Origin of the sequence: Serratia sp. CY55921, from assembly GCF_052167655.1 — a bacterium.
GTDB lineage: Bacteria > Pseudomonadota > Gammaproteobacteria > Enterobacterales > Enterobacteriaceae > Serratia > Serratia ureilytica.
This window is the reverse complement of the sequence record NZ_JBJNMU010000001.1, coordinates 1,405,574-1,428,922: the sequence shown is the minus strand read 5'-3', so window position 1 is coordinate 1,428,922 and position 23,349 is coordinate 1,405,574. Positions and strand designations below refer to the sequence as shown.

The 23,349-nt window shown below is 59.9% G+C and carries 25 protein-coding genes; 12 read left to right on the top strand and 13 right to left on the bottom strand.

The genetic code is table 11. The features are described from left to right. Positions 1 to 213: 213 nt before the first annotated feature. Positions 214 to 735 carry a superoxide dismutase family protein gene (gene sodC / locus ACJ8M3_RS06745; RefSeq protein WP_033642927.1) on the top strand — a complete coding sequence of 174 codons (522 nt, stop codon included), beginning with the start codon at positions 214 to 216 and terminating at the stop codon, positions 733 to 735. Here the strand turns inward: sodC and ACJ8M3_RS06740 are convergent, their stop codons facing one another. Genes ACJ8M3_RS06740 through ACJ8M3_RS06730 form a run of 3 tightly spaced genes read right to left on the bottom strand, consistent with a single transcriptional unit; the run spans position 736 to position 3,873 of the window. After that, positions 736 to 2,766: an FUSC family protein gene (locus ACJ8M3_RS06740; RefSeq protein WP_103101263.1), complete on the bottom strand. Its 2,031-nt coding sequence runs from the start codon at positions 2,764 to 2,766 to the stop codon at positions 736 to 738. Positions 2,767 to 2,769: 3 nt separating this feature from the next. Continuing rightward, positions 2,770 to 3,633, bottom strand: coding sequence for an efflux RND transporter periplasmic adaptor subunit (locus tag ACJ8M3_RS06735; protein WP_015377735.1), 864 nt, complete (start codon positions 3,631 to 3,633; stop codon positions 2,770 to 2,772). A 3-nt stretch (positions 3,634 to 3,636) separates the two neighbouring features. Continuing rightward, positions 3,637 to 3,873 (bottom strand): DUF1656 domain-containing protein, encoded by a 237-nt coding sequence (locus tag ACJ8M3_RS06730; RefSeq protein WP_025159708.1) that lies wholly within the window; start codon positions 3,871 to 3,873, stop codon positions 3,637 to 3,639. Between the two features lie 180 nt (positions 3,874 to 4,053). Here ACJ8M3_RS06730 and slyA point away from each other — a divergent pair, with 180 nt between their 5' ends. After that, a complete protein-coding gene (slyA, locus tag ACJ8M3_RS06725; protein WP_004931301.1) occupies positions 4,054 to 4,485 on the top strand; it encodes a transcriptional regulator SlyA in 432 nt (143 codons plus the stop codon). Positions 4,486 to 4,578: 93 nt separating this feature from the next. Here the strand turns inward: slyA and ACJ8M3_RS06720 are convergent, their stop codons facing one another. Then, positions 4,579 to 5,043, bottom strand: a complete 465-nt coding sequence (locus tag ACJ8M3_RS06720) for a glycine zipper 2TM domain-containing protein (protein WP_025159710.1) — start codon at positions 5,041 to 5,043, stop codon at positions 4,579 to 4,581. A gap of 351 nt (positions 5,044 to 5,394) precedes the next feature. On the opposite strand from ACJ8M3_RS06720, the gene anmK reads away from it, so the two are divergent. From anmK to pdxY, 5 genes are all read left to right on the top strand, one after another. Beyond that, positions 5,395 to 6,516: an anhydro-N-acetylmuramic acid kinase gene (gene anmK / locus ACJ8M3_RS06715; protein WP_089194694.1), complete on the top strand. Its 1,122-nt coding sequence runs from the start codon at positions 5,395 to 5,397 to the stop codon at positions 6,514 to 6,516. A gap of 45 nt (positions 6,517 to 6,561) precedes the next feature. Next, positions 6,562 to 6,864, top strand: a complete 303-nt coding sequence (locus ACJ8M3_RS06710) for an MliC family protein (protein WP_004931294.1) — start codon at positions 6,562 to 6,564, stop codon at positions 6,862 to 6,864. An 88-nt stretch (positions 6,865 to 6,952) separates the two neighbouring features. Beyond that, complete coding sequence (pdxH, locus tag ACJ8M3_RS06705; protein ID WP_033642930.1) at positions 6,953 to 7,606, top strand: pyridoxamine 5'-phosphate oxidase; 654 nt, start codon at positions 6,953 to 6,955, stop codon at positions 7,604 to 7,606. 139 nt (positions 7,607 to 7,745) lie between these two features. Beyond that, positions 7,746 to 9,020, top strand: a complete 1,275-nt coding sequence (tyrS, locus tag ACJ8M3_RS06700; RefSeq protein WP_033642931.1) for a tyrosine--tRNA ligase — start codon at positions 7,746 to 7,748, stop codon at positions 9,018 to 9,020. 88 nt (positions 9,021 to 9,108) lie between these two features. Beyond that, positions 9,109 to 9,969, top strand: a complete 861-nt coding sequence (pdxY, locus tag ACJ8M3_RS06695) for a pyridoxal kinase PdxY (protein ID WP_033642932.1) — start codon at positions 9,109 to 9,111, stop codon at positions 9,967 to 9,969. Between the two features lie 39 nt (positions 9,970 to 10,008). Here pdxY and gstA read toward each other — a convergent pair whose 3' ends face one another. The 4 genes from gstA to ACJ8M3_RS06675 form a co-directional block, all read right to left on the bottom strand. Beyond that, complete coding sequence (gene gstA, locus ACJ8M3_RS06690) at positions 10,009 to 10,614, bottom strand: glutathione transferase GstA (RefSeq protein ID WP_025302671.1); 606 nt, start codon at positions 10,612 to 10,614, stop codon at positions 10,009 to 10,011. Between the two features lie 92 nt (positions 10,615 to 10,706). Further along, a complete protein-coding gene (gene dapA / locus ACJ8M3_RS06685) occupies positions 10,707 to 11,591 on the bottom strand; it encodes a 4-hydroxy-tetrahydrodipicolinate synthase (protein WP_089196998.1) in 885 nt (294 codons plus the stop codon). A gap of 362 nt (positions 11,592 to 11,953) precedes the next feature. Next, positions 11,954 to 12,217, bottom strand: coding sequence for a DUF3811 domain-containing protein (locus ACJ8M3_RS06680; RefSeq protein WP_033642935.1), 264 nt, complete (start codon positions 12,215 to 12,217; stop codon positions 11,954 to 11,956). 95 nt (positions 12,218 to 12,312) lie between these two features. After that, a complete protein-coding gene (locus ACJ8M3_RS06675) occupies positions 12,313 to 13,008 on the bottom strand; it encodes an HD domain-containing protein (protein WP_080273387.1) in 696 nt (231 codons plus the stop codon). Between the two features lie 200 nt (positions 13,009 to 13,208). Here ACJ8M3_RS06675 and ACJ8M3_RS06670 point away from each other — a divergent pair, with 200 nt between their 5' ends. Beyond that, positions 13,209 to 13,601: a nuclear transport factor 2 family protein gene (locus ACJ8M3_RS06670; RefSeq protein WP_033642937.1), complete on the top strand. Its 393-nt coding sequence runs from the start codon at positions 13,209 to 13,211 to the stop codon at positions 13,599 to 13,601. Here the strand turns inward: ACJ8M3_RS06670 and ACJ8M3_RS06665 are convergent. Next, positions 13,598 to 13,867 (bottom strand): hypothetical protein, encoded by a 270-nt coding sequence (locus ACJ8M3_RS06665; RefSeq protein WP_033642938.1) that lies wholly within the window; start codon positions 13,865 to 13,867, stop codon positions 13,598 to 13,600. The genes ACJ8M3_RS06670 and ACJ8M3_RS06665 overlap by 4 nt on opposite strands. A gap of 276 nt (positions 13,868 to 14,143) precedes the next feature. Here ACJ8M3_RS06665 and ACJ8M3_RS06660 point away from each other — a divergent pair, with 276 nt between their 5' ends. Then, positions 14,144 to 14,524: a nuclear transport factor 2 family protein gene (locus tag ACJ8M3_RS06660; RefSeq protein ID WP_033642939.1), complete on the top strand. Its 381-nt coding sequence runs from the start codon at positions 14,144 to 14,146 to the stop codon at positions 14,522 to 14,524. A 791-nt stretch (positions 14,525 to 15,315) separates the two neighbouring features. Here ACJ8M3_RS06660 and ACJ8M3_RS06655 read toward each other — a convergent pair. Continuing rightward, positions 15,316 to 15,696 (bottom strand): RidA family protein, encoded by a 381-nt coding sequence (locus tag ACJ8M3_RS06655; RefSeq protein WP_033644265.1) that lies wholly within the window; start codon positions 15,694 to 15,696, stop codon positions 15,316 to 15,318. Between the two features lie 181 nt (positions 15,697 to 15,877). On the opposite strand from ACJ8M3_RS06655, the gene ACJ8M3_RS06650 reads away from it, so the two are divergent. Beyond that, positions 15,878 to 16,732, top strand: a complete 855-nt coding sequence (locus ACJ8M3_RS06650) for an aminoglycoside phosphotransferase family protein (RefSeq protein WP_033642940.1) — start codon at positions 15,878 to 15,880, stop codon at positions 16,730 to 16,732. Here ACJ8M3_RS06650 and ACJ8M3_RS06645 read toward each other — a convergent pair. Continuing rightward, positions 16,697 to 17,200, bottom strand: coding sequence for a cupin domain-containing protein (locus ACJ8M3_RS06645; protein ID WP_033652588.1), 504 nt, complete (start codon positions 17,198 to 17,200; stop codon positions 16,697 to 16,699). The two genes, ACJ8M3_RS06650 and ACJ8M3_RS06645, sit on opposite strands and share 36 nt — an antisense overlap. A gap of 100 nt (positions 17,201 to 17,300) precedes the next feature. Continuing rightward, positions 17,301 to 18,488: a benzoate/H(+) symporter BenE family transporter gene (locus tag ACJ8M3_RS06640; RefSeq protein ID WP_089196999.1), complete on the bottom strand. Its 1,188-nt coding sequence runs from the start codon at positions 18,486 to 18,488 to the stop codon at positions 17,301 to 17,303. A gap of 115 nt (positions 18,489 to 18,603) precedes the next feature. Between ACJ8M3_RS06640 and ACJ8M3_RS06635 the strand changes: the two genes are divergently transcribed. Both ACJ8M3_RS06635 and ACJ8M3_RS06630 read left to right on the top strand, forming a co-directional pair. Further along, positions 18,604 to 19,167 (top strand): helix-turn-helix domain-containing protein, encoded by a 564-nt coding sequence (locus ACJ8M3_RS06635; protein WP_033642943.1) that lies wholly within the window; start codon positions 18,604 to 18,606, stop codon positions 19,165 to 19,167. A gap of 194 nt (positions 19,168 to 19,361) precedes the next feature. Then, positions 19,362 to 21,455, top strand: coding sequence for a prolyl oligopeptidase family serine peptidase (locus tag ACJ8M3_RS06630; RefSeq protein WP_089197000.1), 2,094 nt, complete (start codon positions 19,362 to 19,364; stop codon positions 21,453 to 21,455). A 75-nt stretch (positions 21,456 to 21,530) separates the two neighbouring features. On the opposite strand, the gene dtpA is transcribed toward ACJ8M3_RS06630, so the two are convergent. After that, positions 21,531 to 23,045, bottom strand: coding sequence for a dipeptide/tripeptide permease DtpA (gene dtpA, locus ACJ8M3_RS06625; RefSeq protein WP_033642946.1), 1,515 nt, complete (start codon positions 23,043 to 23,045; stop codon positions 21,531 to 21,533). Between the last annotated feature and the right edge of the window lie 304 nt (positions 23,046 to 23,349).

The window sequence follows — 23,349 nt, the reverse complement described above, 5'->3', positions numbered from 1 at the left end:
GCCGGGAAGTGAACTCTCGCGCGTCGGCGGTGGAAACAGGGAAACAACGTTAGCCGAACGACAGCTGGTCAGAGGACCAACATCGGTAGAATTATTATTGGTGCTAAATATTAGGCCCGCGAATCAAATTGGCGAGATTGTGCGTTGGTTAACAGTGCTGGCGCTGGCTCTCCTATACTGATAACTCGATAGAGTCATTAAGGAGACTGATTGATGAAACGTTATTGGTATGCGGCGCTTGGCCTGATGGCCTGCGGGGCCGCTCAGGCGGCGACGGTCGACGTTGAGATGAACTTGGTGACCGGGCAGGGCATCGGTCAGGATATCGGCAAAGTGGCCATCAGCGAAACGCCTTACGGCTTACTGTTCACGCCGAGCCTGAAAGCCTTGCCGGCCGGGGTGCACGGTTTCCATGTGCATGAGAAAGGCAGCTGCGAGCCGGGCATGAAGGACGGCAAGGCGGTGGCGGCGCTGGCGGCCGGCGGGCATTTTGATCCGCAAAAAACCGGGAAACACCTCGGGCCGTATGCCGACGGGCATCTGGGCGATTTGCCGGCCATCTATGTGACCGCCGACGGCATGGCGAACGATCCGGTGTTGGCGCCGCGGCTGAAAAAAATCAGTGAAATTGAGGGCAAGGCGCTGATGGTGCATGCCGGCGGCGATAATCACTCGGATCATCCGCTGCCGCTCGGCGGGGGTGGTGAGCGCTTCGCCTGCGGCGTGATCAAGTGATCATCCGCCGCTGACGGCCGCTGTGGCGGCGGGCTGGCCAATGGCCTGTTGCAATTGCTGCAGCGAGCAGTAGAGCCGCCAAATCAGGCCGGCCAGATCGCGCGCCGCCTGTTCCGGGTGGTGCGCCAGGGCGTTGCTCATGCGCAGCAGTTCTTGCAGCGTGGCGTCCAGCGAACTGTGCTGCACGCCTTTCTCCGTCATGATGCCGCGCAGGCAGTGGATACAGACGTTGCGCACCGCCGACAGCGGATCTGAGCGGGTTTGCCAGTCGCGCAGCTGCCAGACGATGTGGCTGCAGTTGAGCAGCACCACGCCCCAGCGCAGCAACCAGGTGCGCGCCTCCTGATCCTGACTTTGATTGAGCTGGCTGATGCGATGGTAGATCAGCGATTCAAACTGGCTTTCGCTCTGCTGCGGCTTTTTGCTCAACTGATCGATAAAGTCGCGGCGCAGCGCGCGGATAATACGGCGGCTCTTTCGCTTGTCCGAGCTGGGGCGCAGGATCTGAAACGCCAGCCCGGCCAGCAGCACACCGACAATTTTACCGATGTTGTCATTGATAAAGGACTGGTAGTCATAGCTCGGCGGATTGCTGACGGTCAGAAATGAGCCCATAAAGACGATCAGCTGCCCCCAAAGCGCGGCATAAGGCGGATTCTGCAGTTTGAGCATCTGCATGGTCACCAGGATCGGGAACAGGAAGGCGCAGAACACCCAGAAATCATCAATCTGGATCATCAAACCGAATTTCACCACGAAGCAGGCGACCGAGAGCAGCAGCACCGCCTTGAGCAAGGTGCTTACGCTGTTGATCGGCGAAGGCGTGGAGGAGTAGAGCACGCAGCTGATGGCGGTGAGCGTCAGTGCCGCGCTGCCGGCGTCCCACTGCGTGTTGATCCAGTAGGCGCAGCCGATCACGATGCATAAAAAGGTGCGCAGGCCGTTATAGGCGGCTTCGTAGCTGTCGGTATGGCGCGCCAGCGAGGTGACGCGCGGCGGCTGGAGATCGCTGACCGCCGTGGCGCTTTCCAATCGCTGAAGCCAGCGGTTGCAGCGCAGATAAAGCCAGCAGAAATCACGCAAACGCAGCCAGAAGGCGCGATGGCGGTAGTCCGCTGCATCTTGCGGGGCGATCTGCTGGAGCAGGCGCGCCAAGCGATATTTATCGGTGGTGGGATCGCGCAATTCATCCAGCAGTTGCGTCAGCACCGGCATCAGATTGGCGGGGCGATCCGGCCAGTTCAGCAGCATGCGGCGCAGGCTGGAGATGACGCTGGTAATGCGCAGCTGCTGGTGCAGCAGATAGTTGAGCAGGTTATTTTGCCGCCGCAGGCGGTAGTGGCTCCAAAACGCCTGAATGCGCAGCAGGTTCATGGTCAGGATCTGGCCGATAACGCCTTCGTGTGAGGTGCGCATCTGCGTGGTGACCTCCGGCTGCCACAGCATGGCGGCGTGCTCCAGCAGCCGCTGCTGCATGCGCCGCAGCGAAGTCAGCAAGGCTTCGCCGTCGGAGGTGCTGGGCAGGATCATCATCATCAGCCCGCCGCACAGAATGCCGGTGATCACTTCGCAAACCCGCGCCTGGGCGATATCGAAGATCTGCTGGGTATCGGTGACGTTGACCGTACCGAAGGCGATGATGGCGGCGGTATAGCCTGCCAGCGCGAACGCGTAGGAAACGTTGTTTTGATAATGGTTGGAGATATAGGTGCATAGCCCGATCCAGGCGGCGATGAACAGCGTGAACAGCCAGGGATCGTTCAGGCAGTGGCCGGCGATCGCCACCGAGGCGGCGGCGCCCACCAGGCTGCCGAAGATGCGGCCGATGCTTTTGCTGATCACGCCGCCGATGGTGGGGAAGCTGACCACCGCAGCGGAGGTGAGCGCCCAATAGGGTTCGTCGAGCTCGAGCACGAACGCCACCCACAGCGCCAGACACATCGCCAGCGAGTTGCGCAGCGCATAGCGCCATTGGCCGCCGGTCGCCTTACCCCAGGGGGTACGGCTCCACTCCAGAAAGGGCAGGTTCACACTTTAGTTCCGCTGATGAATCGAAATGGTGCAGGTGGTGCCGGCAACCAGCGTCAAATCGGCGGGCACGTTGAGCAATTTTATCCGCACCGGCACGCGCTGAGCCAAACGCACCCAGGGAACATTGGGCTTAACATCCATTAATAGATCGTTGTTGCTGTCAACGCTCTGATCGTAAATGGCGCGGCCGATACTCTCTACTTCCCCCTGCAGCGGGGTGTTGCCGTTATATAAGACAATATCGGCTTTATTGCCTTCTTTTATATGTTTCAGCTTGGTTTCTTCGAAATAACCGAGTACATAAAACGAATGGACATCCACCAGTGCGACCAAAGGCGTGCCGGCGTTGGCGTAGTTCCCGACCCGCGCCTGCAGATTGGTGATATAACCGTCGGTCGGCGCGTAAATTTTAGTTTTGCTCAAATTCCATTTGGCCTGTTCCAGGTTGGCCAGGGCGGCTTTATAGGCGGCCTTCATTGCCTGAGCGGCTAAATTGGACTCATCCAAATCTTCAGCGGAAATAACGTTGCGCGGCAACCCGCGGCGTCGGGCGGCTTCATGGTCCGCCTTGGCCAGATCCGATTGCGCTTTTGCCACCGCGGCCTCGGCATTGTCCAGCGCGATCTGATAAGGCACCGGGTCGAGGGTAAAAATCAGACTTCCCGCAGGTACGAATTGATTGTCATTCGCACTTATTTTCTCTAATCTTCCAGAAACCTCAGGGGTGATATTGACGAGTTCTGCGCGCACTTTTCCGTCACGGGTCCATGGGGATTGCATATAATAATTCCAGAGCCACCAACCGGCGCAGACGGCAATGGCGCAGACGATCACCGTAGAAAAGTATTTTAATGTTTTATGCTGCATGGGTTACCAACTCGCTAAAATCCATAAGGAACCGCTGACGGTCAGGACGAAAATGGACAGGTCCATCAACATGGGGTGCCAGATTTCACCGGAATACATCCAGTCCCTGAGCAGCTGATGAATCAGCAACCATAAGACCAGTCCTAGCAAAAAAGCTTTAAATATGGGTGGAAAATAAAGCGATGCCCCCAGGACCAAATCGGGTAAGGGCGATGAGGCGTGTAACCATGATGTATTCACATTAACAATCCCTACGGGTGAATATGTTGAATATTTGCATAACGATTAAACAATAGCGGTTAAAAATAGTGGTTATTTCCACAATATACATTATATACATTTGTGTTTTTAATGTGAGTTACCCAAAATAGTCTAAGCTCTGGGAGGTAATGTTAGCATGCTAATTATAAGGAGGGGTAAGTGGAGTCAACATTAGGTTCAGATTTAGCACGATTGGTTCGTGTTTGGCGAGCGCTCATCGATCATCGGCTCAAGCCGTTGGAGCTGACCCAAACGCATTGGGTTACGTTGCACAATATCAATCGCTTGCCGCCGGAGCAGTCGCAAATCCAGCTGGCCAAGGCGATCGGTATCGAGCAACCGTCACTGGTTCGCACGCTGGACCAACTGGAGGAGAAGGGGCTTATCACGCGTCACACCTGTGCCAACGATCGCCGCGCGAAGCGCATCAAGCTGACCGAAGCGGCCGATCCGATCATCAGGGAAGTCGACAGTGTGATCACGTCTACGCGCAGTGAGATTTTAAGCGGCATTACCGCCGACGAAGTGCATCTGTTGGTAGGGCTGATTGGCAAGTTAGAACAAAATATCACCGAACTGCAGAACAAATAATAATATTCTTATTTTTCTACGATTACAGTTTCACAGCATCAGAAATAAAACCGGAGGCGATTGCCTCCGGTTTGCCGTATGCCGCCTGCTGACTTACAGCGGAGAGACGGTGATGGTGTCGCCCATGCGCGCCATGCGCACGCGCTGACCCGGGCTGAACTTGGTGTCGCCTGCTTTCTGCACCACGACGATGTTCTCTTTCTGGTCGGTTTTGATTTCCAGCTCGTAGCCTGAGGTACGACCGGCCACTTCACCGATGCTGTTGCCCGCCGCGCCGCCGGCGATAGCGCCCGCCGCGGTAGCCAGCGTACGGCCGGTGCCGCCGCCAACGGTGTTGCCCAACAGCCCACCAATTACCGCGCCGCCGATCATCCCCAAGGCGTTGGAGCCTTCGCCGCCCTGAATTTTAACCGGACGCACGGAAACCAGCGTCCCGTAAGTGACGTTCTGCACCTGCTTGGCCTGCGAGGACGAGTAGACATCGCCGGACATGGATTCATTGGCACACCCAGCCAACGTAACGGCGGCGACGGCAACGACGAGAAGACGCTTGATCATATAAAACTCCTGATGGTAGTAGTCCATAACCTGGCAATGCTCACCAGGCAAGATTCAGTGAAAATGATAGACAAAGTATGGCTGAAAGTTGATACAGCGCCATGCCTCATCGCTGCACGCAGCTTAACTTTTCTCTGTTCAACCAATAATAAACCGCGGTTTACCTTTATGACAGCCTCACCGACATTCCGTTGCCGGTTAACGCACGGTTTAACACATAAAATGTGCCACAGCGACGCACCTGGCTCACGGCGCGTAAAAAAAGCATCATAATTCATGGCGTTAATTCGTCAATTCTGGTTTATTTGTCAGGATAAAATTTGCTTACCGTGCGGGTTAGAGGATGTTGCTATGAAGTCAGGCCGCTATATAGGCGTCATGTCCGGCACTAGTCTGGACGGAATCGATGTGGTATTGGCCGCGATTGACGATCGCATGGTGGCGCAGCAGGCCAGCTATAGCCATCCGATGCCGATCGCGCTGAAAAAAGAGATCCTGGGGATGTGCCAGGGGCAGCAAACCACGCTGGCCGCGGTCGGCCGGTTGGACGCACAGCTGGGCACGCTGTTTGGCGAGGCGGTGCTCGGCCTGCTGAAGCAAACCGGTATCGACGCGGATCATATCACCGCCATCGGCTGCCACGGCCAGACGGTATGGCACGAACCGGAAGGCGACGCGCGTTTCTCCATGCAGCTCGGCGACAACAACCGCATCGCCGCACTGACCAATATCACCACCGTCGGCGATTTCCGCCGGCGCGACATGGCTTACGGCGGGCAGGGCGCGCCGCTGGTGCCGGCGTTTCATCAGGCGCTGCTGGGGCATCCCGTCGAGCGGCGTATGGTGCTGAACATCGGCGGCATCGCCAACCTCTCTCTGCTGTTGCCCGGTGCGCCGGTGCGCGGTTTTGACACCGGGCCAGGCAACATGCTGATGGACGCCTGGATCTGGCGCCACCGCGCGCAACCTTACGATCAGGACGGCGGCTGGGCTATGCAGGGGCGCGTCTGTTTGCCGCTGTTGCAGCAGATGCTGGCGGACCCTTACTTCGCGCTGCCTGCGCCGAAAAGCACCGGCCGCGAGTATTTCAACATCGCCTGGCTGGAGCGTCAGCTGGCCGGATTACCGGCGATTGCGCCGGTCGACGTGCAGGCCACGCTGACGGAGCTGACCGCCGTCAGCATCAGCGAACAGGTGTTGCTGGCCGGCGGGTGCGAGCGTTTGCTGGTGTGCGGCGGCGGGGCGCGCAACACGCTGCTGATGGCGCGTCTGTCTGCGCTGCTGCCGGGGACGGAAGTTGGGCTGACCGACGATTGCGGCGTCAGCGGCGACGATATGGAGGCCTTGGCCTTTGCCTGGCTGGCGTTTCGCACGCTGTCCGGCCAGGCCGGCAACCTGCCTTCGGTGACCGGCGCCAGCCGTGAAACGGTGCTGGGTGGGATTTATCCGGTTTTGCCATTCGGGGGGCGCTAGCTCTGTTAGGATAGCCTGTGAAGGATTTTTCTAAGGAGCAACAGCATGAAAAAAGTCATTTTCGTCGCCGGCGCGCTGGCGCTGTCCGGCTGCAGCTACATCCTGCCGCAGAGCAGCCAGACGATGCACTACCAGTGCGGCACCACGCCGTTGACGGTGGCGCTCGACGGCAAGGCGAGCGAAGTCAGCCTGCTGATGGATGGCGAACAGCTGCATCTCAAGCAGGTGCTGGCGTTGACCGGCGCTAAATACAGCGACGGCAAATACACTTTTTGGTCGAAAGACCGCAATGCCTATCTTGAGCGCAACGGCAAGGTAGTCATGAGCGACTGCGTGTTGACGGAGTGACGGTCAGCGGTGGCGTCGGAGCGATTGAGTTCCTGGCGCCGCAGGCGCAGAATGTAACGACGGATTTTTCAGTTGGTCGATAACCCAGATGATTGAAAAGAATGAGTTTGATGTTGCGGACCTGCGCCGTGAATATACCCGAGGCGGCCTGCGCCGCAACGATCTGACCGCCAATCCGCTCGAGCTGTTCGAGCGTTGGCTGAAACAGGCCTGCGACGCGCGCCTGGCCGATCCGACCGCCATGTGCGTCGCTACCGTCGACGAACGCGGCCAGCCGTATCAGCGCATCGTGCTGCTCAAGCATTTCGATGAGCAGGGGTTGGTGTTCTACACCAACCTCGGCAGCCGCAAGGCGCAGCAGCTGGCGCAAAACCCGCATATCAGCCTGCTGTTCCCCTGGCACATGCTCGATCGTCAGGTGATTTTCCTCGGTCAGGCGGAGCGCCTGTCGACCCTCGAAGTGCTGAAGTATTTCCATAGCCGGCCGAAGGACAGCCAAATCGGCGCCTGGGTGTCGCAGCAGTCGTCACGCATTTCCGCGCGCGGCGTGCTGGAAAGCAAATTCCTCGAGCTGAAGCAGAAGTTCCAGCAGGGCGAGGTGCCGTTGCCGAGTTTCTGGGGCGGATTCCGCGTGAAATTTGACTCCGTCGAGTTCTGGCAGGGCGGCGCCCACCGCCTGCATGACCGTTTCCTGTATCAGCGGGACGGGAATGACTGGAAAATTGACCGACTGGCACCTTGAAGACGTAAAATCCCCCTCTAAGCGCTGGTGCTGACGCCGCCGGCGCTTTATTCTATGCGCTACCCTGAATTTTTATTTCGCCACTGGGCGAAAGGCCGTGTACCGGCAAAGGTGCATTCGTTTATACATGGAGTCATTGATGGCAAGCAGCAACTTGATTAAACAACTGCAAGAGCGGGGCCTCGTTGCCCAGGTTACGGATGAGGAAGCGTTAGCGGAGCGACTGGCGCAAGGGCCAATTGCACTGTATTGCGGTTTCGATCCGACCGCTGACAGCTTGCATTTGGGCCATCTGGTTCCTCTGTTGTGCCTGAAGCGCTTCCAGCTGGCCGGCCACAAACCGGTAGCGCTGGTGGGCGGCGCCACTGGCCTGATCGGCGATCCGAGCTTCAAAGCGGCGGAGCGCAAGCTGAACACCACCGATACGGTGAACGAGTGGGTTGAGAAGATCCGCAAACAGGTTTCCCCGTTCCTCGATTTCGACTGCGGCAGCAACAGCGCTATCGCGGCCAACAACTACGATTGGTTCGGCGGCATGAACGTGCTGACCTTCCTGCGTGATATCGGCAAGCACTTCTCCGTCAACCAGATGATCAACAAGGAAGCGGTCAAGCAGCGCCTGAATCGCGACGACTCCGGCATCTCCTTCACCGAGTTCTCCTACAACCTGCTGCAGGGCTTCGATTTCTCCGAGCTGTACAACCGCCACCAGGTGGAGCTGCAGATCGGCGGTTCCGATCAGTGGGGCAACATCACCTCGGGCATCGATCTGACGCGTCGTCAGCATCAGAAGCAGGTGTTCGGCCTGACCGTGCCATTGATCACCAAGGCAGACGGCACCAAGTTCGGTAAAACCGAAGGCGGCGCGGTCTGGCTGGCGCCGGAAAAAACCAGCCCGTACAAGTTCTACCAGTTCTGGATCAACACCGCCGATGCCGACGTTTACCGCTTCCTGAAGTTCTTCACCTTCATGAGCCTGGAAGAGATCAACGCGCTGGAAGAAGAAGACAAGAACAGCGGCAAGGCGCCGCGCGCCCAGTACGTGCTGGCGGAAGAAGTGACCGGCATGGTGCACGGTGCGGAAGGCCTGGCGGCTGCCAAGCGCATCACCCAGAGCCTGTTCTCCGGCGCGCTGCATGACATGACCGAAGCGGACTTCGCCCAGCTGGCGCAGGACGGCATGCCGACCATCAAACTTGAGCGCGACGCCGATCTGCAGCAGGCGCTGGTGAATGCTGAACTGGTGCCGTCACGTGGCCAGGCGCGCACCATGATCGGTTCCAACGCGGTGACCATCAACGGCGAGAAACAGTCGGATGCCGAATACCGCTTCAGCGATGCGGACCGTCTGTTTGGCCGTTACACGCTGCTGCGCCGCGGCAAGAAACACTACTGCCTGGTGGACTGGCAGTAAGCGTATAATGATGGTAAGGGGCCCAGGCGGCCCCTTTCTTTTTGGGCAGCCGCCAGGCTGGCTGCCGCATTCCCAACGAGTTCTGTCGATGAAAAACATTCTTTCTATCCAGTCGCACGTGGTGTTTGGTCACGCCGGCAACAGTGCGGCGGAGTTTCCGATGCGCCGCATGGGCGTCAACGTCTGGCCGCTGAACACGGTGCAGTTCTCCAACCATACGCAATACGGTCAGTGGACCGGCTGCGTCATGCCGGCCAGCCACCTGAGCGAGATCGCGCAGGGCATCGCCAATATCGATCAGCTGAAACGCTGTGATGCGGTGCTGAGCGGTTATATCGGTTCGCCGGAGCAGGGTGACCATATTCTGGCGATCGTGCGTCAGGTTAAGCAGGCGAATCCGAACGCCTGGTATTTCTGCGATCCGGTGATGGGACATCCTGAAAAGGGCTGCATCGTGGCGCCGGGGGTGGCCGAGTTTCACTGCCGTCAGGCGTTGCCGTGCAGCGACATGGTGGCGCCGAACCTGCTGGAGCTGGAAATGCTGAGCCAGATGGCCGTCGCCAACGTGGACGACGCGGTGCAGGCCGCTCGATCGCTGATCGCCAAGGGGCCGCGATTGGTGCTGGTCAAGCACCTGGCCCGTGCCGGCTATCACACCGACTGTTTCGAAATGCTGCTGGTGACGGCGGACGAAGCCTGGCACATCAGCCGGCCGCTGGTGGACTTCGGGGCGCGTCAGCCGGTTGGCGTCGGCGATTTGACCAGTGGTCTGCTGCTGGTGGATCTGCTGAAGGGCGAGGCGCTGGATAAAGCGCTGGAGCACGTGACCGCCGCCGTGTATGAGGTGATGCTGACCACGCAGGCGATGGGCGAGTATGAATTGCAGGTGGTGGCGGCGCAGGATCGGATCGTGCAGCCGCGCAGCGAGTTCAGAGCGGTAAAACTGTAAGCGGCATCGGGCCCCGGCGAGAGCCGCCGGGGCTGAACCTTACTTCAATCCTTCGGCGTTCAGCGCCGCATCTACCGCCGGGCGCGCCGCAACGCGATCGAACCAGGCCGCCAGATGGGCGTGCTTGCGCACATCGAACTGCAGGGCGAATGCCCAGCGCAGCACGGTGAACAGGTAGGCGTCGGCCACGCTGAAACGGCTTCCCAACAGGAAGTGCTGCTTCGCCAGTACCGAATCCAGATAGCTGAACTGCTGCTCCAGCCTGGCGCGCGCGATGGTTTTATATTCCTCGGGCGTCTTCGGGTTGAACAGCGGGCTGAACCCTTTGTGCAGCTCGGTGGCGATGTAGTTCAGCCATTCGATCGCGTGGTAGCGCGACAGGGTGCCCGCCGCCGGGATCAGGTTACGGTCCGGCACGCGGTCCGCCAGGTATTGCACGATCGCCACGCCTTCGGTCAGCAGGCTGCCGTCATCCAGCAGCAGCGCCGGTACCTGTCCCTTGGGGTTGATGGCGAGGTAATCGGCGCCGCTCTCGGTTTTCTTCTGCGCCAGATCGACCTTCTCCGCCGTAAAATCCAGCCCTGCCTCACGCAGCACGATATGCGGGGACAGCGAACAGGCGCCGGCTTTATAGAACAGTTTCATCGGAAGCTCCTTGTTGATGACGAATGACGGGCATGCTTAACCTCTCATCGTAGTCCCACAGCGCCAAAATTACAGCGGCTTAGCTAACAAATTTAACCGACTATCGCCTCGGCGGGCTGCAGCTGCGCCAGCGTCGCGGCGATCTGCTGCTGCAGCGCCTGCGGCGCCACCTGCATCGGCGAGCGCAGTTCGTTGGCGATCAGCCCCTGTTGGGCCAGCACGGTCTTGACCGGCGCCGGATTCGGGAAGCTGAACATCTGGTGGATCATCGGCAACAGCTCATAGAAGTTGCTGCGCGCCGCGGCCAGATCGCCGGCGGCGACTTGCTGCACCAGCTGGACGAAACGTTCAGGGTGAACATGCGCGGCGGCGGAGATGGCGCCGGTGCCGCCGAGGCACAGCGTGGTGAGGATCAGATTGTCTTCCCCGGTCATCACATCGATTTCGCCGTCGGCGATTAGCGCCATGGTGGCGTCAGGGTTGCCGCCGCAATCCTTGATGGCGGTGATGCGGGGGTGACGTGCGAGCCGGCGCAGCGTGGCCAGCTCCATGGCGATGCCGGTGCGCTGCGGAATGTTGTACAGGATCACCGGCACGGTGGAGGCGTCGGCCAACTGGGTGAAATAGTCTATCAGGCCGCATTGCGAAGGGCGGATGTAGTAAGGCGCCGGGATCAGCACGCCGGCGATGCCGCGCAGTTGAATGGCCTGCTGTATCTGCAGCGTGGCGGCCATGTTATTGCCGGAAAGGCCCATCACCACCTGATGGGCGGGCGCCACCTCCAGCACGGCGTCGAGCACCGCCAGCTGTTCTTCCTTGCTCAGCGCGGCGGCTTCACCGGTAGAGCCGCAGACCACCAGGCCGTCGATGCCGGCGTCGAGCAGGTGCCGCGCCAGGCGTTTAACCGCCGGCAGATCGACGGCATCTTGATTGAAAGGGGTAACCATCGCTACCCAAATACCCGAAAATGAGGCCATAAAATATTCCTTCTGTGTGACCGACAGAGAAGCCAGATGAGAAAATTGAAGGCGGGGCATTGCAGACCATCCAGTCAGCTCATCTGACGGGACAGCTCGCCCCGGTCAAATGAGCGTCTGTTTCTTCGATGTAACCGCCGCCAAACCGCCAACGGGCAACGCCGGGAGAATCGGTGTATTAACGTTGCGCGGATAGGCCATGGCAGTCTCGTGAAAAGAGGATGTGGGGGTGATAATGAATATTCTTCATCAGGCTGTCAATTTACAACAGATTGATAACATTGTTATTCATGATGGGTGAGGGCAGATGAGTTTGGCTAATAAACGACAATCCCCGCGGCGGCGGGGATTGTTTGGCTGATTCAGCGCGGCGGGCGGGTACCGATGGTGGCGGACCAACTGAAGGTGTCGCCGCTTGGCCGGTAGCGGTTGGCCTTGCGTTCCGCGCGCTCTGCCTTGGCGAGCTTCGCTCTGGCGGCCATGATGCGCGCCACCACTTCATCTTTGACCTTGTGCTGTTCGGCGTTGGTCAGCGGCCGGCCGTGGCTTTTACGCGCTTTGTCCAGCTCGGTTTTGACTTCCCGTTGCTCGCTTTCCGTCATCTCTTTCAACGTCAACTTTTTCATCTTTGCCGCCCGTTCGGTGAAGTTGGCTTTCAGTTTAACGGCGTTATGTGACCGAAAATGTTATGGGCATAACGAAAATGCCCTGTAAGCCCAGGTTACACCTCTTCCAGCAGAGCGTCGACAAAGCGCCGCATCCGTTCGGTGCGCTGCTCGGCCATCTGTCGCCCGGCGGCGGTCTGGAAGCCGTCTTGCAGCTTGAAGAGCTTGGTTTCGAAGTGATCCAGGCTGAAACGCTTGTCGTCGTATTGACGATGCTCGGCCCGCGGATCCGCAGCGTCATACAGCGCGCTGCGCATGCGGCCGCCGATATAGAAGCAGCGGGCTACGCCAATCAGGCCAATGGCGTCGAGACGATCGGCGTCCTGCAGGATCTTCGCTTCCAGCGTTTGCGGAGGGATGCCGGCGGAAAAACTGTGTGCTTCGATAGCGTGGGCCACCGCCGCGATGTCCGCCGGCGACCATTCGAGCTGGGTCAGCGTCAGCGTGGCTTGCTGCGCCGCCATGCGCGAAGCCAGGTGACGCTGCGGCGAATTCTTTTCAACCGCCACGGCGTCATGCAGCAGCACCGCCGCGCAGAGAATGCGCCGGTCGCCGCCTTCCAGCTTGCTGATGCGGCGGCAGTTCTTCCAGACTCGGTGCAGGTGCGCCACATCGTGCGAGCCATCGTCCGATTCGAGGGTGAGCGGCAGCAGCGTTTGCGCCAGCGTCTGGTAGGGGGAAAACGGCTGTAACAGCTCTTGCGTCAGCGGGGGTAAAGACACGTTCAGCTCCTGTTGGGGGAAATCGGGCAATCAGCATAGCCGCGTCGGAGGTCGAGAGAATGACAGAAGACGACTATTGTTTACTAAAGTGCAACCTACTATTGTCATAACTGCGGTTTTTGCAGCGAAACAAGCAACCTAGAATAGCCGCATTCCGCCGTCTCCGCCTGGTGAGAGCCTGTGTCCGCGGAGATGGTCGGAATATCCTTATCAGCCATGGGAGAAGAGACATGCCAACCCCTCTTGAGATAGTGCGCGCGACTTACGAAGGCAGTTCCGAAGAAAACGGCCGTAATCTGCTGGCGGCGCTGGCCCCCGATGCCGAGTGGACCGAAGCCGCCGGTTTCCCTTACGCCGGTACTTATATCGGCCCGGAGAATATCATCAAGAACGTGCATCAGCGTTTGGGCAGCGAATGGCAAGGTTACCGCGCCGATGTCGATCACTTTTACGACGCCGGCGACAACGTGATTGCTCAGGGTTTTTATCACGGCACTTACCGGGCCACCGGCAAAGCCTTCAGCGCCTCCTTTGCGCATATTTATACGGTGCGCGCCGGCAAGATCGTGAAGTTCGTGCAGATTGTCGACAGCGCTAAAGTGCTGGAAGCGATGCAGCCTTAATCGCCGCTGTGCTTGCCGAATTTGCGGTCAAACTCGCGCCGGTAACCCCGAGCCTTGTTGCGATCGCGGATCCACAAATAGCCGCACACCAGCGCAACCGCTCCCGAGAAGGTGACGTTGCGCATATCCCGGTCATACCAAAACACCAACAGCGCATCCAGCGCAGCAATCAGCGCGATCCATTTGTACATATGGGATTGGCGCCGCGTGGCGGCGTTGAGTCGTTTTAACTGTCTGGCTTCGTCCAACACCGGTTTTTGCTGCATAGCGTTTCGTTATCATCAGGCTGTTCACGCTAAATTAGCAGAATCCTGCCAACTGCCGCAAAGATTAACGCACGCCGTCAGGCGGTTTTCAGCGTTCCCCGGGGCACGCTGAAAATTTATGCGCAGACGCTGGTATTGTTTATCGGGTGTGATAGGTTATTTATTCGCTATTTATGGGTTTTTATTCAATCATCGCTGTATCATCAAGCCGTAGCACTGGGCGGTTAACGTGATGGGTTCGACGCATGCGGCGGTTAACTTCGGCAGGAGAACATGATGAACGATAAGACGGCACGCCCGCAGGATGTGGTTCAACAACAGCTTGACGCCTATAACGCCCGCGATATTGAGGCCTTTATGGCCTGCTGGGCGGATGACGCGCAGTATTACGAACACCCCGACACGCTGCTGGCCAGCGGCAAGGCGGCGATCCGCGAACGGCATCTGGCGCGCTTTCGCGAGCCGAGCCTGTACGGCGAACGGATAAAACGCATGGCGGTGGGGAATATGGTGGTCGATCAGGAGGTGGTGACGCGCAACTTCCCGCAGGGGCGCGGCAAAATGGATGTCATCGCCATTTACGAAGTGGAACAGGGGCGGATCGCCAAAGCCTGGTTCAAGATCGGCCCCTGCGTGCCGGACGAAGGCGCGCTCTAGCCGCAATGCCGCTCACTTAAGCCTGAGTGGCATTTTTTTATCCAGCCTCTGGGCGTTCTGTGCAGGGGAATTGCCGTCAATGTTCCGCATTTATTTGTGGCCAATATGAACGGCAATTGGAGGGGCCGAAGGCGCGGCCCCTACACCCGCGCCTTTGCTTAACACCGCCTGTCCGCTGCGCGGATACCCTCGCCGTGTCTGCATTGTCGGGCGGGTCGGCTGCGACAAACGTCCCTGTTAGTCTCGCCTCAACCGGCCTTCCCTGGCCGGTTGCCCCTGACAACGCCGCCTTGCTCGGCAGCCGGTGATGCGCGCTAAAGGTCAACACCCGAGCTGGCAGCTACCGGGCAACCTGTCCCTTATGAGGTTATGACAGAGAAGAGAAATCGGAGATGAGCACGGTATTGGACGCCCTTGAAGACGCCGAACGCAGGCATAGCGCATTAGGAGAAACCGCCATGGACGGCGGTTTCAGGTGAGACAGGCAGGGACGCCTGTCGCAACCGGCCTCAATGTGCTATGGCGGAGAGAGGACAAATCTGCCTGGAGCAGATTTGAACGCTGCTTGCAGCGGCCCCGAAGGGGCGAGGCCCAGGGATGGGCTGAGTAACGTTGGCAAAGCCAACCGTCTGATAGGGCAAAGGCGCGGGTTGCCAGGGGCCGCGCCTTCGGCCCCTGGCTCGGTCGAGGTGCGTGAGCCACATGGGGCATCTCACTTTTATCGACCGAAAATGTCACGAACGCCTGCAGAAAAACGCTTAACTGAATCAGCATTGTGCTCTAGCCGCGCCTTATTGCAACGCCATCACCGCCTCTATCTCTACGCACACTGCGGGTGAGAACAACGCGCTGACCGCCATCAAAGAACAGGCCGGCAGCGCGCCGTCGAAATAGTCAAACAGCACCGGGCGCACGCTCGCCAGATCGGCGATGTCGGTCAGGAACACGCTGATTTTAATCAATGCCTTGAGATTGACGCCTTCGCTGGCGGCGATGGTCGCCAATTGCTCAAGGATCTCCTGCGTTTGCTGCGGCGCGCTCAAGCCCTGCGCGTCGGTGGCGAAGGCCGTCAAGCCCGATACGTACAGGCGATCGCCGTGGCGCACGGCGTGCACATAAGGGCCACCCGGCGTAGGCAATTGCGGATAATTAATGCGTTTTAATGATGTCATGGTCAAACCCCGCGCAAGACCGGTTAATAAAATCGACAAACTTGGTTAGGATACTGGAGAAAACGCGGCAAAGCGCCGCACGCCGATGATATCTGAGAGAATCATCCCCCTTTATGTTATACGCCGTCTCTCACGCGAATGTGACAGTGCGGCGCAGATCGGCAACAAGGACGCAGAGACGATGAACCCGCTTTTTACGCCTTACCTGCAGCGCTGGCGGCTGGAGCAGGACGGCAAAGCCTTCGAAACCCACAGCAGTCTATTGATGCCGGTGCGTTACCGGGGCGCGGCGGCCATGCTGAAGATCGCCCGCGAGCAGGAGGAGCGCTTCGGCGGGCAGCTGATGTGCTGGTGGCGTGGAGAAGGCGCCGCGCAGGTGCTGGCGTGGCACGACGACGGCATTTTGCTGGAGCGCGCGCAGGGCGAAGGGTCGTTGGCGCAGCTGGTGCGTGACGGCGACGATGAACAAGCCACGCAGATCCTGTGCCGGGCGATCGCCGCCTTGCATGCGCCGCGGGCGGCGCCGTTGCCTGAGCTTATCCCGTTGCAGGAGTGGTTCAGCTCGCTGTGGCCAGCGGCCCAGGCGCACGGCGGCATGCTGCGTCTCAGCGCCACGGCGGCGGCGGAGCTGTTGAGCAGCCCGCGAGAAGAAAGCGTGTTGCACGGGGATATCCACCATGACAATGTGCTGGACTTTGGCGCACGCGGTTGGCTGGCGATCGATCCCAAGCGTTTGTACGGTGAACGGGGCTTCGATTACGCCAACATCTTCTGCAATCCTAACTACGGCGTCGCCACCGATCCGGCCATTTTCCATCGCCGCGTGGAACAGGTGTGCCGGTTGGCCGGGCTGGATCGCCGGCGTCTGCTGCAATGGATCCTGGCCTGGTCGGGGCTTTCCGCCGCCTGGTTTATGGAAGACGGGCAGGCGGCGGACATTGATTTTCGCGTCGCTGAACTGGCGGCGCGCGCGCTGGATCTCACGTTGCCGGACGGCGATTCAGGGTTCATCCTGCCAGTAATCGAGCGAGGCTGAAGGGCGCTGCAGATAACGCACCTGCTCGCCATCATTGCCGCGCGCCATCGCCTGGTATTTACCTGAGTCCGGATACATCACCACTTCCGGCTGTTCGCGCGTGCTGACGGACAGATACTTCAGCGGCGCATCGGAGGTGTTGATGATCTGGTGCGGGTATTCCGGGCCAGGCGGAATGAAAATGACATCTCCGCTGACGATCGGCAGCATTTCTCCGGCTACCCGCAGCGTTCCGCTGCCTTCCAGAATGATGAACATTTCCTCCTGAGCGTAGTGAAAATGATAGGGGCAGGAACGCATGCCCGGCGCCACACAATCGAAGGAGGCGCCCAGCTTGTCGGCGGCGGTGCCGGTGCCGAGACGAGCGCCGACGCTGTCATACAGCGGCGGCCGCCGGTCATGCTTCATCTCTACCTGTTCGACATTGCGTATCAAGCGCTGGGCTAACAGCGCGGCTTTCTCGGTCATAAGCTTCCTTGGTGACGGCGTCACTTATTATGTGAATTGACATTCAGACGACAGAGAAAGTGAAGGCGCCACGGCGCCGCTTGTCAATGTAGACCGCCCCTTACGTCACGGTGTTTCGCCGCGGCAGCGACAGCAGCAGATGCGCGATGGCGCCGCCGACAATGCCCCAGAATGCCGAACCGATGCCGAGCAACGTGACGCCGGAGGCGGTGATGAGGAAGGCGATCAGCGCCGCGTCGCGCTGTTTTTCATCATGCAGCGCGCGTTGCAGGCTGCCGCCGATGGTGCCGAGCAGCGCCAGCCCGGCGATGGTGTGGATCAAGGTGACCGGCAACGCGCTGAACAGCAGGCCGATGGCGCCGCCGAACAACCCGGCCAACAAATAGAAGCCGCCGGCGGCCACCGCGCCCATATAGCGCCGCTGTGGATCGGGATGCACGTCCGGCCCCATGCAAATGGCGGCGGTAATGGCGGCGATGCACACCGAGAAACCGCCGAATGGCGCCAGCAGCAGCGCGGTCAGCGCCGTCCAGGCGATCAGCGGTGAGGTGGGAACACGGTAGCCCGCCGCCTGCAGCGTAGCGATCCCGGGGGCGTTCTGTGAAGCCATGGTGACCACGAAGAAGGGCACGCCGATGCCGAGCAGCGTCGGCCAGCTGAAATGCGGCGCGATAAATTCCGGCACGGCGACCTCCGGCGCCTGTTGCGCCAGATGGATATCGCCCTGTAGCGCGGCGATCGCCAGCCCAATCGCCAGCGTCAGTACGACGGCGTAGCGCGGCAGGTAACGGCGGCTGAGCAGATAGGCCAGCCCCATACCGGCGCTGAGGAGGAAATTGAGCTGCAGTGAAGCGAAGGCGTCCAGCCCGAAACGCAGCAGGATCCCCGCCAACATCGCGGCAGAAATCGCCTGCGGAATATAATCCATCAGGTGGGCGAACAGCCCGGTGACGCCGCAGAGCAGGATCAGGCCCGACGCGAAGATGAACACCCCGATCGCCTCATTGATCGGCGTGCCGGGCAGGCTGGTGACCAGCAGCGCCGCTCCTGGCGTCGACCACGCGGTGAGGATCGGGGTGCGATAGTACAGCGAAAGCCCCAGCGAGGTGACGCCCATCGCGATCCCAAGCGTGCTCAGCCAGCCGCCGATCTGCGCCGGCGTGGCGCCTGCGGCGGCGGCGGCCTGGAAAATGATGGCGGCAGAGCTGGTGTAGCCGACCAGAACGGCGACAAAGCCGGCCATGACGGCGGGCAGGGTCAGATGGCGCAAGGAGAGGGCTGGGCGCATGAGGAGCTCCAATCGGTGAGTGTGCGTTATAACGCACGGTAAGAAATCAGCATAGCACCGTGCGCTATAGCGCACAAGCGGGTATAATCGAGCGCGATATGCAGAGGAGAACAGGATGCAGGAACTTGCCGGCCATTTGGCGCACACCCTTCGCACGCTGCGCGCGCAGCGCGGCTGGAGCCTGACGCAGGCGGCGGAATACACCGGCGTCAGCAAGGCGATGCTCGGGCAGATTGAGCGCGGCGAATCCAGCCCGACGGTGGCGACGCTGTGGAAGATCGCCACCGGTTTCAACGTGGCGTTCTCCGCCTTTCTTGAGGCGTCGCCCGCGCAGCAGCAGGCGACGCTGCACCGCTACGGCGAACTGCCGGTGTACGATCAGGACAACGCCGATATGCGCGTGGTGCCGCTGTTTCCCTACGATCGCCAGCTGGGTTTCGACATGTTCGTCATCGATCTCGCGCCGGGCGCGCTCAGCGAATCGTCGCCGCATGAGCCGGGCGTGATTGAGCATGTGATCGTGATCAGCGGCCGGTTGGAATTGGCGATAGACGGCGAGTGGCACAGCCTGGCAGCCGGCGAGGCGATGCGCTTTCAGGCCGATCGGCCTCATGCCTACCGCAACGCCGGTTCACACACGGTGCGCATTCACGATCTGATCCACTATCCTCAATCCTGACTCAACGCGGCGGCCGCGGGCTTTGACTCCGCGCCGCCAAACGCCTACCTTGTTGAAAATGACTCTTATTTCACAGGCTGTCGCCCATGACGGGGCGGCGTTGCAGCCGATTCAAAAGGAGCTTGATTTTGCCGGTCACCAATCGACGTCAGTTTATTAAACTCAGTGCGCAAACCGCAGGAGCCGTATTCGCGATGACTTCATTACCCAACAGTATCCGCCTGGCGATGGCGGCGGAGGGCGGCGCGGCCGCCGGCGATGAATTCCTGTGGCTGGAAGAGCTGCAGGGTAAAAAAGCGCTGCAATGGGTGCAGCAGGAAAATCAGCGCACCGTGGCACGTTTCGGCCAGGGCGAAGACTTTCAGCGCATTGAGCGCGAAGTCCTGGATATCCTCAATAAAGACACCCAGATCCCGTGGGTGAGCAAACGCGGCGAGTACTATTACAACTTCTGGCAGGATCAGGCCAACCCGCGTGGCCTGCTGCGACGCGCCACGCTGGACGAGTACCGCAAGGCCAAACCGGCCTGGGAGACGGTGCTGGATATCGATGCGCTGGGCAAGGCGGAGGGCAAGGATTGGGTTTATCAGGGCTCGCAGCCGCTGGCGCCGGAATACCGTTATTGCCTGATGCAGCTGTCGCCGGACGGCGGTGACGCCACCGAAATCCGCGAATTCGATTTGGTTGCCAAACGCTTCGTCAAAGAGGGTTTCAACGTGCCGGTGGCGAAAAGCCGGGTTTCCTGGGTCGATCGGGACACGCTGTTCATCGCCACCGATTTCGGCCCCGGCTCGATGACCCAGTCCGGCTACGCGCGCATCGCCAAACGCTGGCGGCGCGGCACGCCGCTGAGCGCCGCCGAAACGCTGTACGAAGCGCAGCCCGAGGACATGGCGGTCTTCGCCTATCACGACCGCACGCCGGGCTTTGAGCGCGATTTCGTCGGCCGCAGCCTGGACTTCTACCGCCGCGACTATTTCTTGCTGACTCAGGACGGCCGGCAGAAAAAAATCGACATCCCCGCCGACGCCGAGCTGGATACGCATCGGGAATGGCTGCTGATCAAGCCGAGCAGCGATTGGGACGTGGGCGGCAAGCGCTATCCGTCCGGCTCGCTGTTGGCGGCCAATTTCGACGACTATCTGGCGGGCAAGCGCGAGCTGCAGCCGCTGTTTACCCCGACGGCGGAGCAGGCGCTGAGCGGCTACAGCGGCACTCGCGATCACCTGATCCTCAGCATCATGGATAACGTGGTCAACCGACTGGAAGTGCTGACGCCGCAGGGCGGCAGCTGGCAACGTCGCCCGCTGGGCAACCCCGGCGCCATCAGCACCCTTTCCGCCGGCGGCATCGACGACGAGAGCAACGCCTATTTCCTGACGGTCAGCGGGTTCCTGCAGCCGACCTCGCTGTATATGGGCAACCTCGACGGCGGGGAAGCGACGCTGCTGAAACAGGCGCCGCAGGACTTTGACGCCGCTGGCTATCAGGTCAACCAGCATTACGCGCGCTCCAAGGACGGCACCCGCGTGCCGTATTTCCAGATCGCCGCCAAAGATCTCAAGCTGGACGGCAGCACGCCGACGCTGCTGTACGGCTACGGCGGGTTTGAAGTGCCGCTGCTGCCGGGCTATCTGGGCGGCAAGGCGCCGGCCTGGCTGGAGCGCGGCGGGGTATACGTGGTGGCCAACATTCGGGGCGGCGGTGAATATGGTCCGGCCTGGCATCAGGCGGCGCTCAAGCAGAATCGTCATCGCGCCTATGAGGATTTCGCCGCCGTGGCCGAAGACCTGTTCGCTCGCAAGGTGACTTCCGCGCCGCATCTCGGCGCGCGCGGCGGCAGCAACGGCGGCCTGCTGGTAGGCAATATGCTGACGCTGTATCCGCAGCTGTTCGGCTGCATCGTCTGCGAAGTGCCGCTGTTGGACATGCAGCGCTATACCCAGCTTTCCGCCGGCGCGTCGTGGATCGCGGAATATGGCGATCCGAGCAAGCCGGAGCAGTGGGCCTATATCAAAACCTTCTCGCCGTACCACAATATTCAGGCGAAAACGGCCTATCCGCCGGTGCTGTTCTATACCGCCACCAGCGACGATCGGGTCAACCCGGCCCACGCGCGCAAAATGGCGGCGCGCATGCAGGCGATGGGGTATCAGCAGGCTTACTTCTACGAAAATACCGAGGGTGGGCACAGTGCCGCCGCCGACAAGCAACAGGCGGCGTTCCACAGCGCGCTGGTGAGCGAATTCATGTGGGCTAACCTGAGCGGCAAGCGCAAGCCAGCGTAAACACGTTTCTTGCGGGCATAAAAAAACGCCGGGGGTTAACCCCGGCGTTTCTATTTACGCTCAATCCGCAGGCGATCAGTGAGCCGCCGTGGCTTCCTGCGCTTTCTGATTCAGGTCTTCGCTGGTGTCCAGCGTCATGCGGTACAGTTTCGGCGCGGTCAGCATCATCAGGATGGCGATGACGGCGGTGGCGATGCCGATTTGCATAAACACATGGCTGTAGATGGCCAGCGAAGCGTGCGCGTCGTTGATGTCGCTGGGGACGGCGGTCAGACCGGCGACTTTACCGGCGATCAGTGCCGCGGCGGCGGTGGTCAGGAACCAGGAACCCATGATGAAGCCCATCAGACGCTGCGGCACCAGTTGCGCCACCATCGCCAGACCCAGACCGGAAATCATCAGCTCGCCGATGCTCTGCAGCGCGTAGCTCAGGATCAGCCAGTTGACCGACACGATGCCCTGTTCGTTAGCGAAGCTGGCGCCCCATGGCAGCACCAGGAAGGCGCAGGAACACAGGATCATGCCGAAAGCGAACTTGTGCGGCATCGGCAGGCGATCGCCCATCTTGTTATACAACGCGGCCAGAATCGGGCTGGCGAGCATGATCCAGAACGGGTTCAGCGCCTGGTACTGTTCCGGCTCGAAGGCGACGCCGAAGATGCTGTGCTCCACGTTGTGGATGGCGAAGAAGTTCAGCGACGTCGGCATCTGGCTGTACAGCACGAAGAACACCACCGCTTCCAGCATCAGCAGGAAGGCGACGATCATTTTACGGCGTGCGGCGCCATGCAGGGCGAAGGCTTCCTTGGCGAACACGATCACGATCCCGGCGGAGATGAAGGCCAGCGCCCAGCGCGCGATCACCTGGTTGTGCAGCAGCCAGCTGGACACGGCGACCAGCGCCACGATGCCGACCAGCACCATCAGCAGTTTCGGCAGATGTAGCGGCTTGAAGTCAGGCCTGGAGCCGTTTTTCTTCACCCACTTGTGGCACATCATAAAGTTGACCAGGGTGATCAGCATGCCGACCACGCTCAGGGAGAACGCCACGCTCCAGCCGTACTTCGCCGCCAGCCACGGGGTAGCCAGCATGGAGAAGAAGGAACCGATGTTCACCGACATGTAGTACATGGTGAAGGCGCCGTCGATACGTGGGTCGTCTTTCTCATAGCAGGTGGAGAGCAGGGAGGACGGGTTAGCCTTGAACAGGCCGCTGCCCACGGCGATGGTCGCCATGCCCAGGTAGACCCAGAAGATGTCGTGGCCGGAGTAGGCCACCATGGCGTAACCGGCGGCCAGCACCAGCGCGCCGAGCACGATCACGCGTTTGGCGCCCAGCACCTTGTCGCCCAGCCAGCCACCAATGGCGACGAAGCCGTATACCAGGGCGCTGAAAGAAGAGAACAGGGTGATGGAGTCGGCTTCGCTCAGACCGAGCATCTTGACCAGATAAACCGCCATGATGCCTTGCAGGCCGTAATAGCCGAAGCGCTCCCACAGTTCGATCGAGAAGATCAGATAGAATGCTTTCGGTTGTTTGAACGCGTTAAGGCTCACGCTCTCCTGGTGTTGGTTGTTTGCTGTTGACACGGGTACCTCTGTTTTTTCGCAGCCCGTCTTTAGGGGACGGGAAAGTACAAAAGTTGATGCGGAACGGCATCCTTTTGCGTTGTTATAGGATGGGGACGGCGGTTAATGTTCACTATCTTTGTCAACGTGGCAAGCAGTTTGTCATATTCTGTTACATTTAACGCCGGCAGGATTATGCCGCGATGTTGCAAATGTTATGCAGTATTAACTTTCGGCTTTTAGTGGTTTATCGATTTTTTGTTTTGATTAAAAGCTATACGAATTTTAAACAGGGATATATTCTGCTGAATTGCTATTTTTTAGC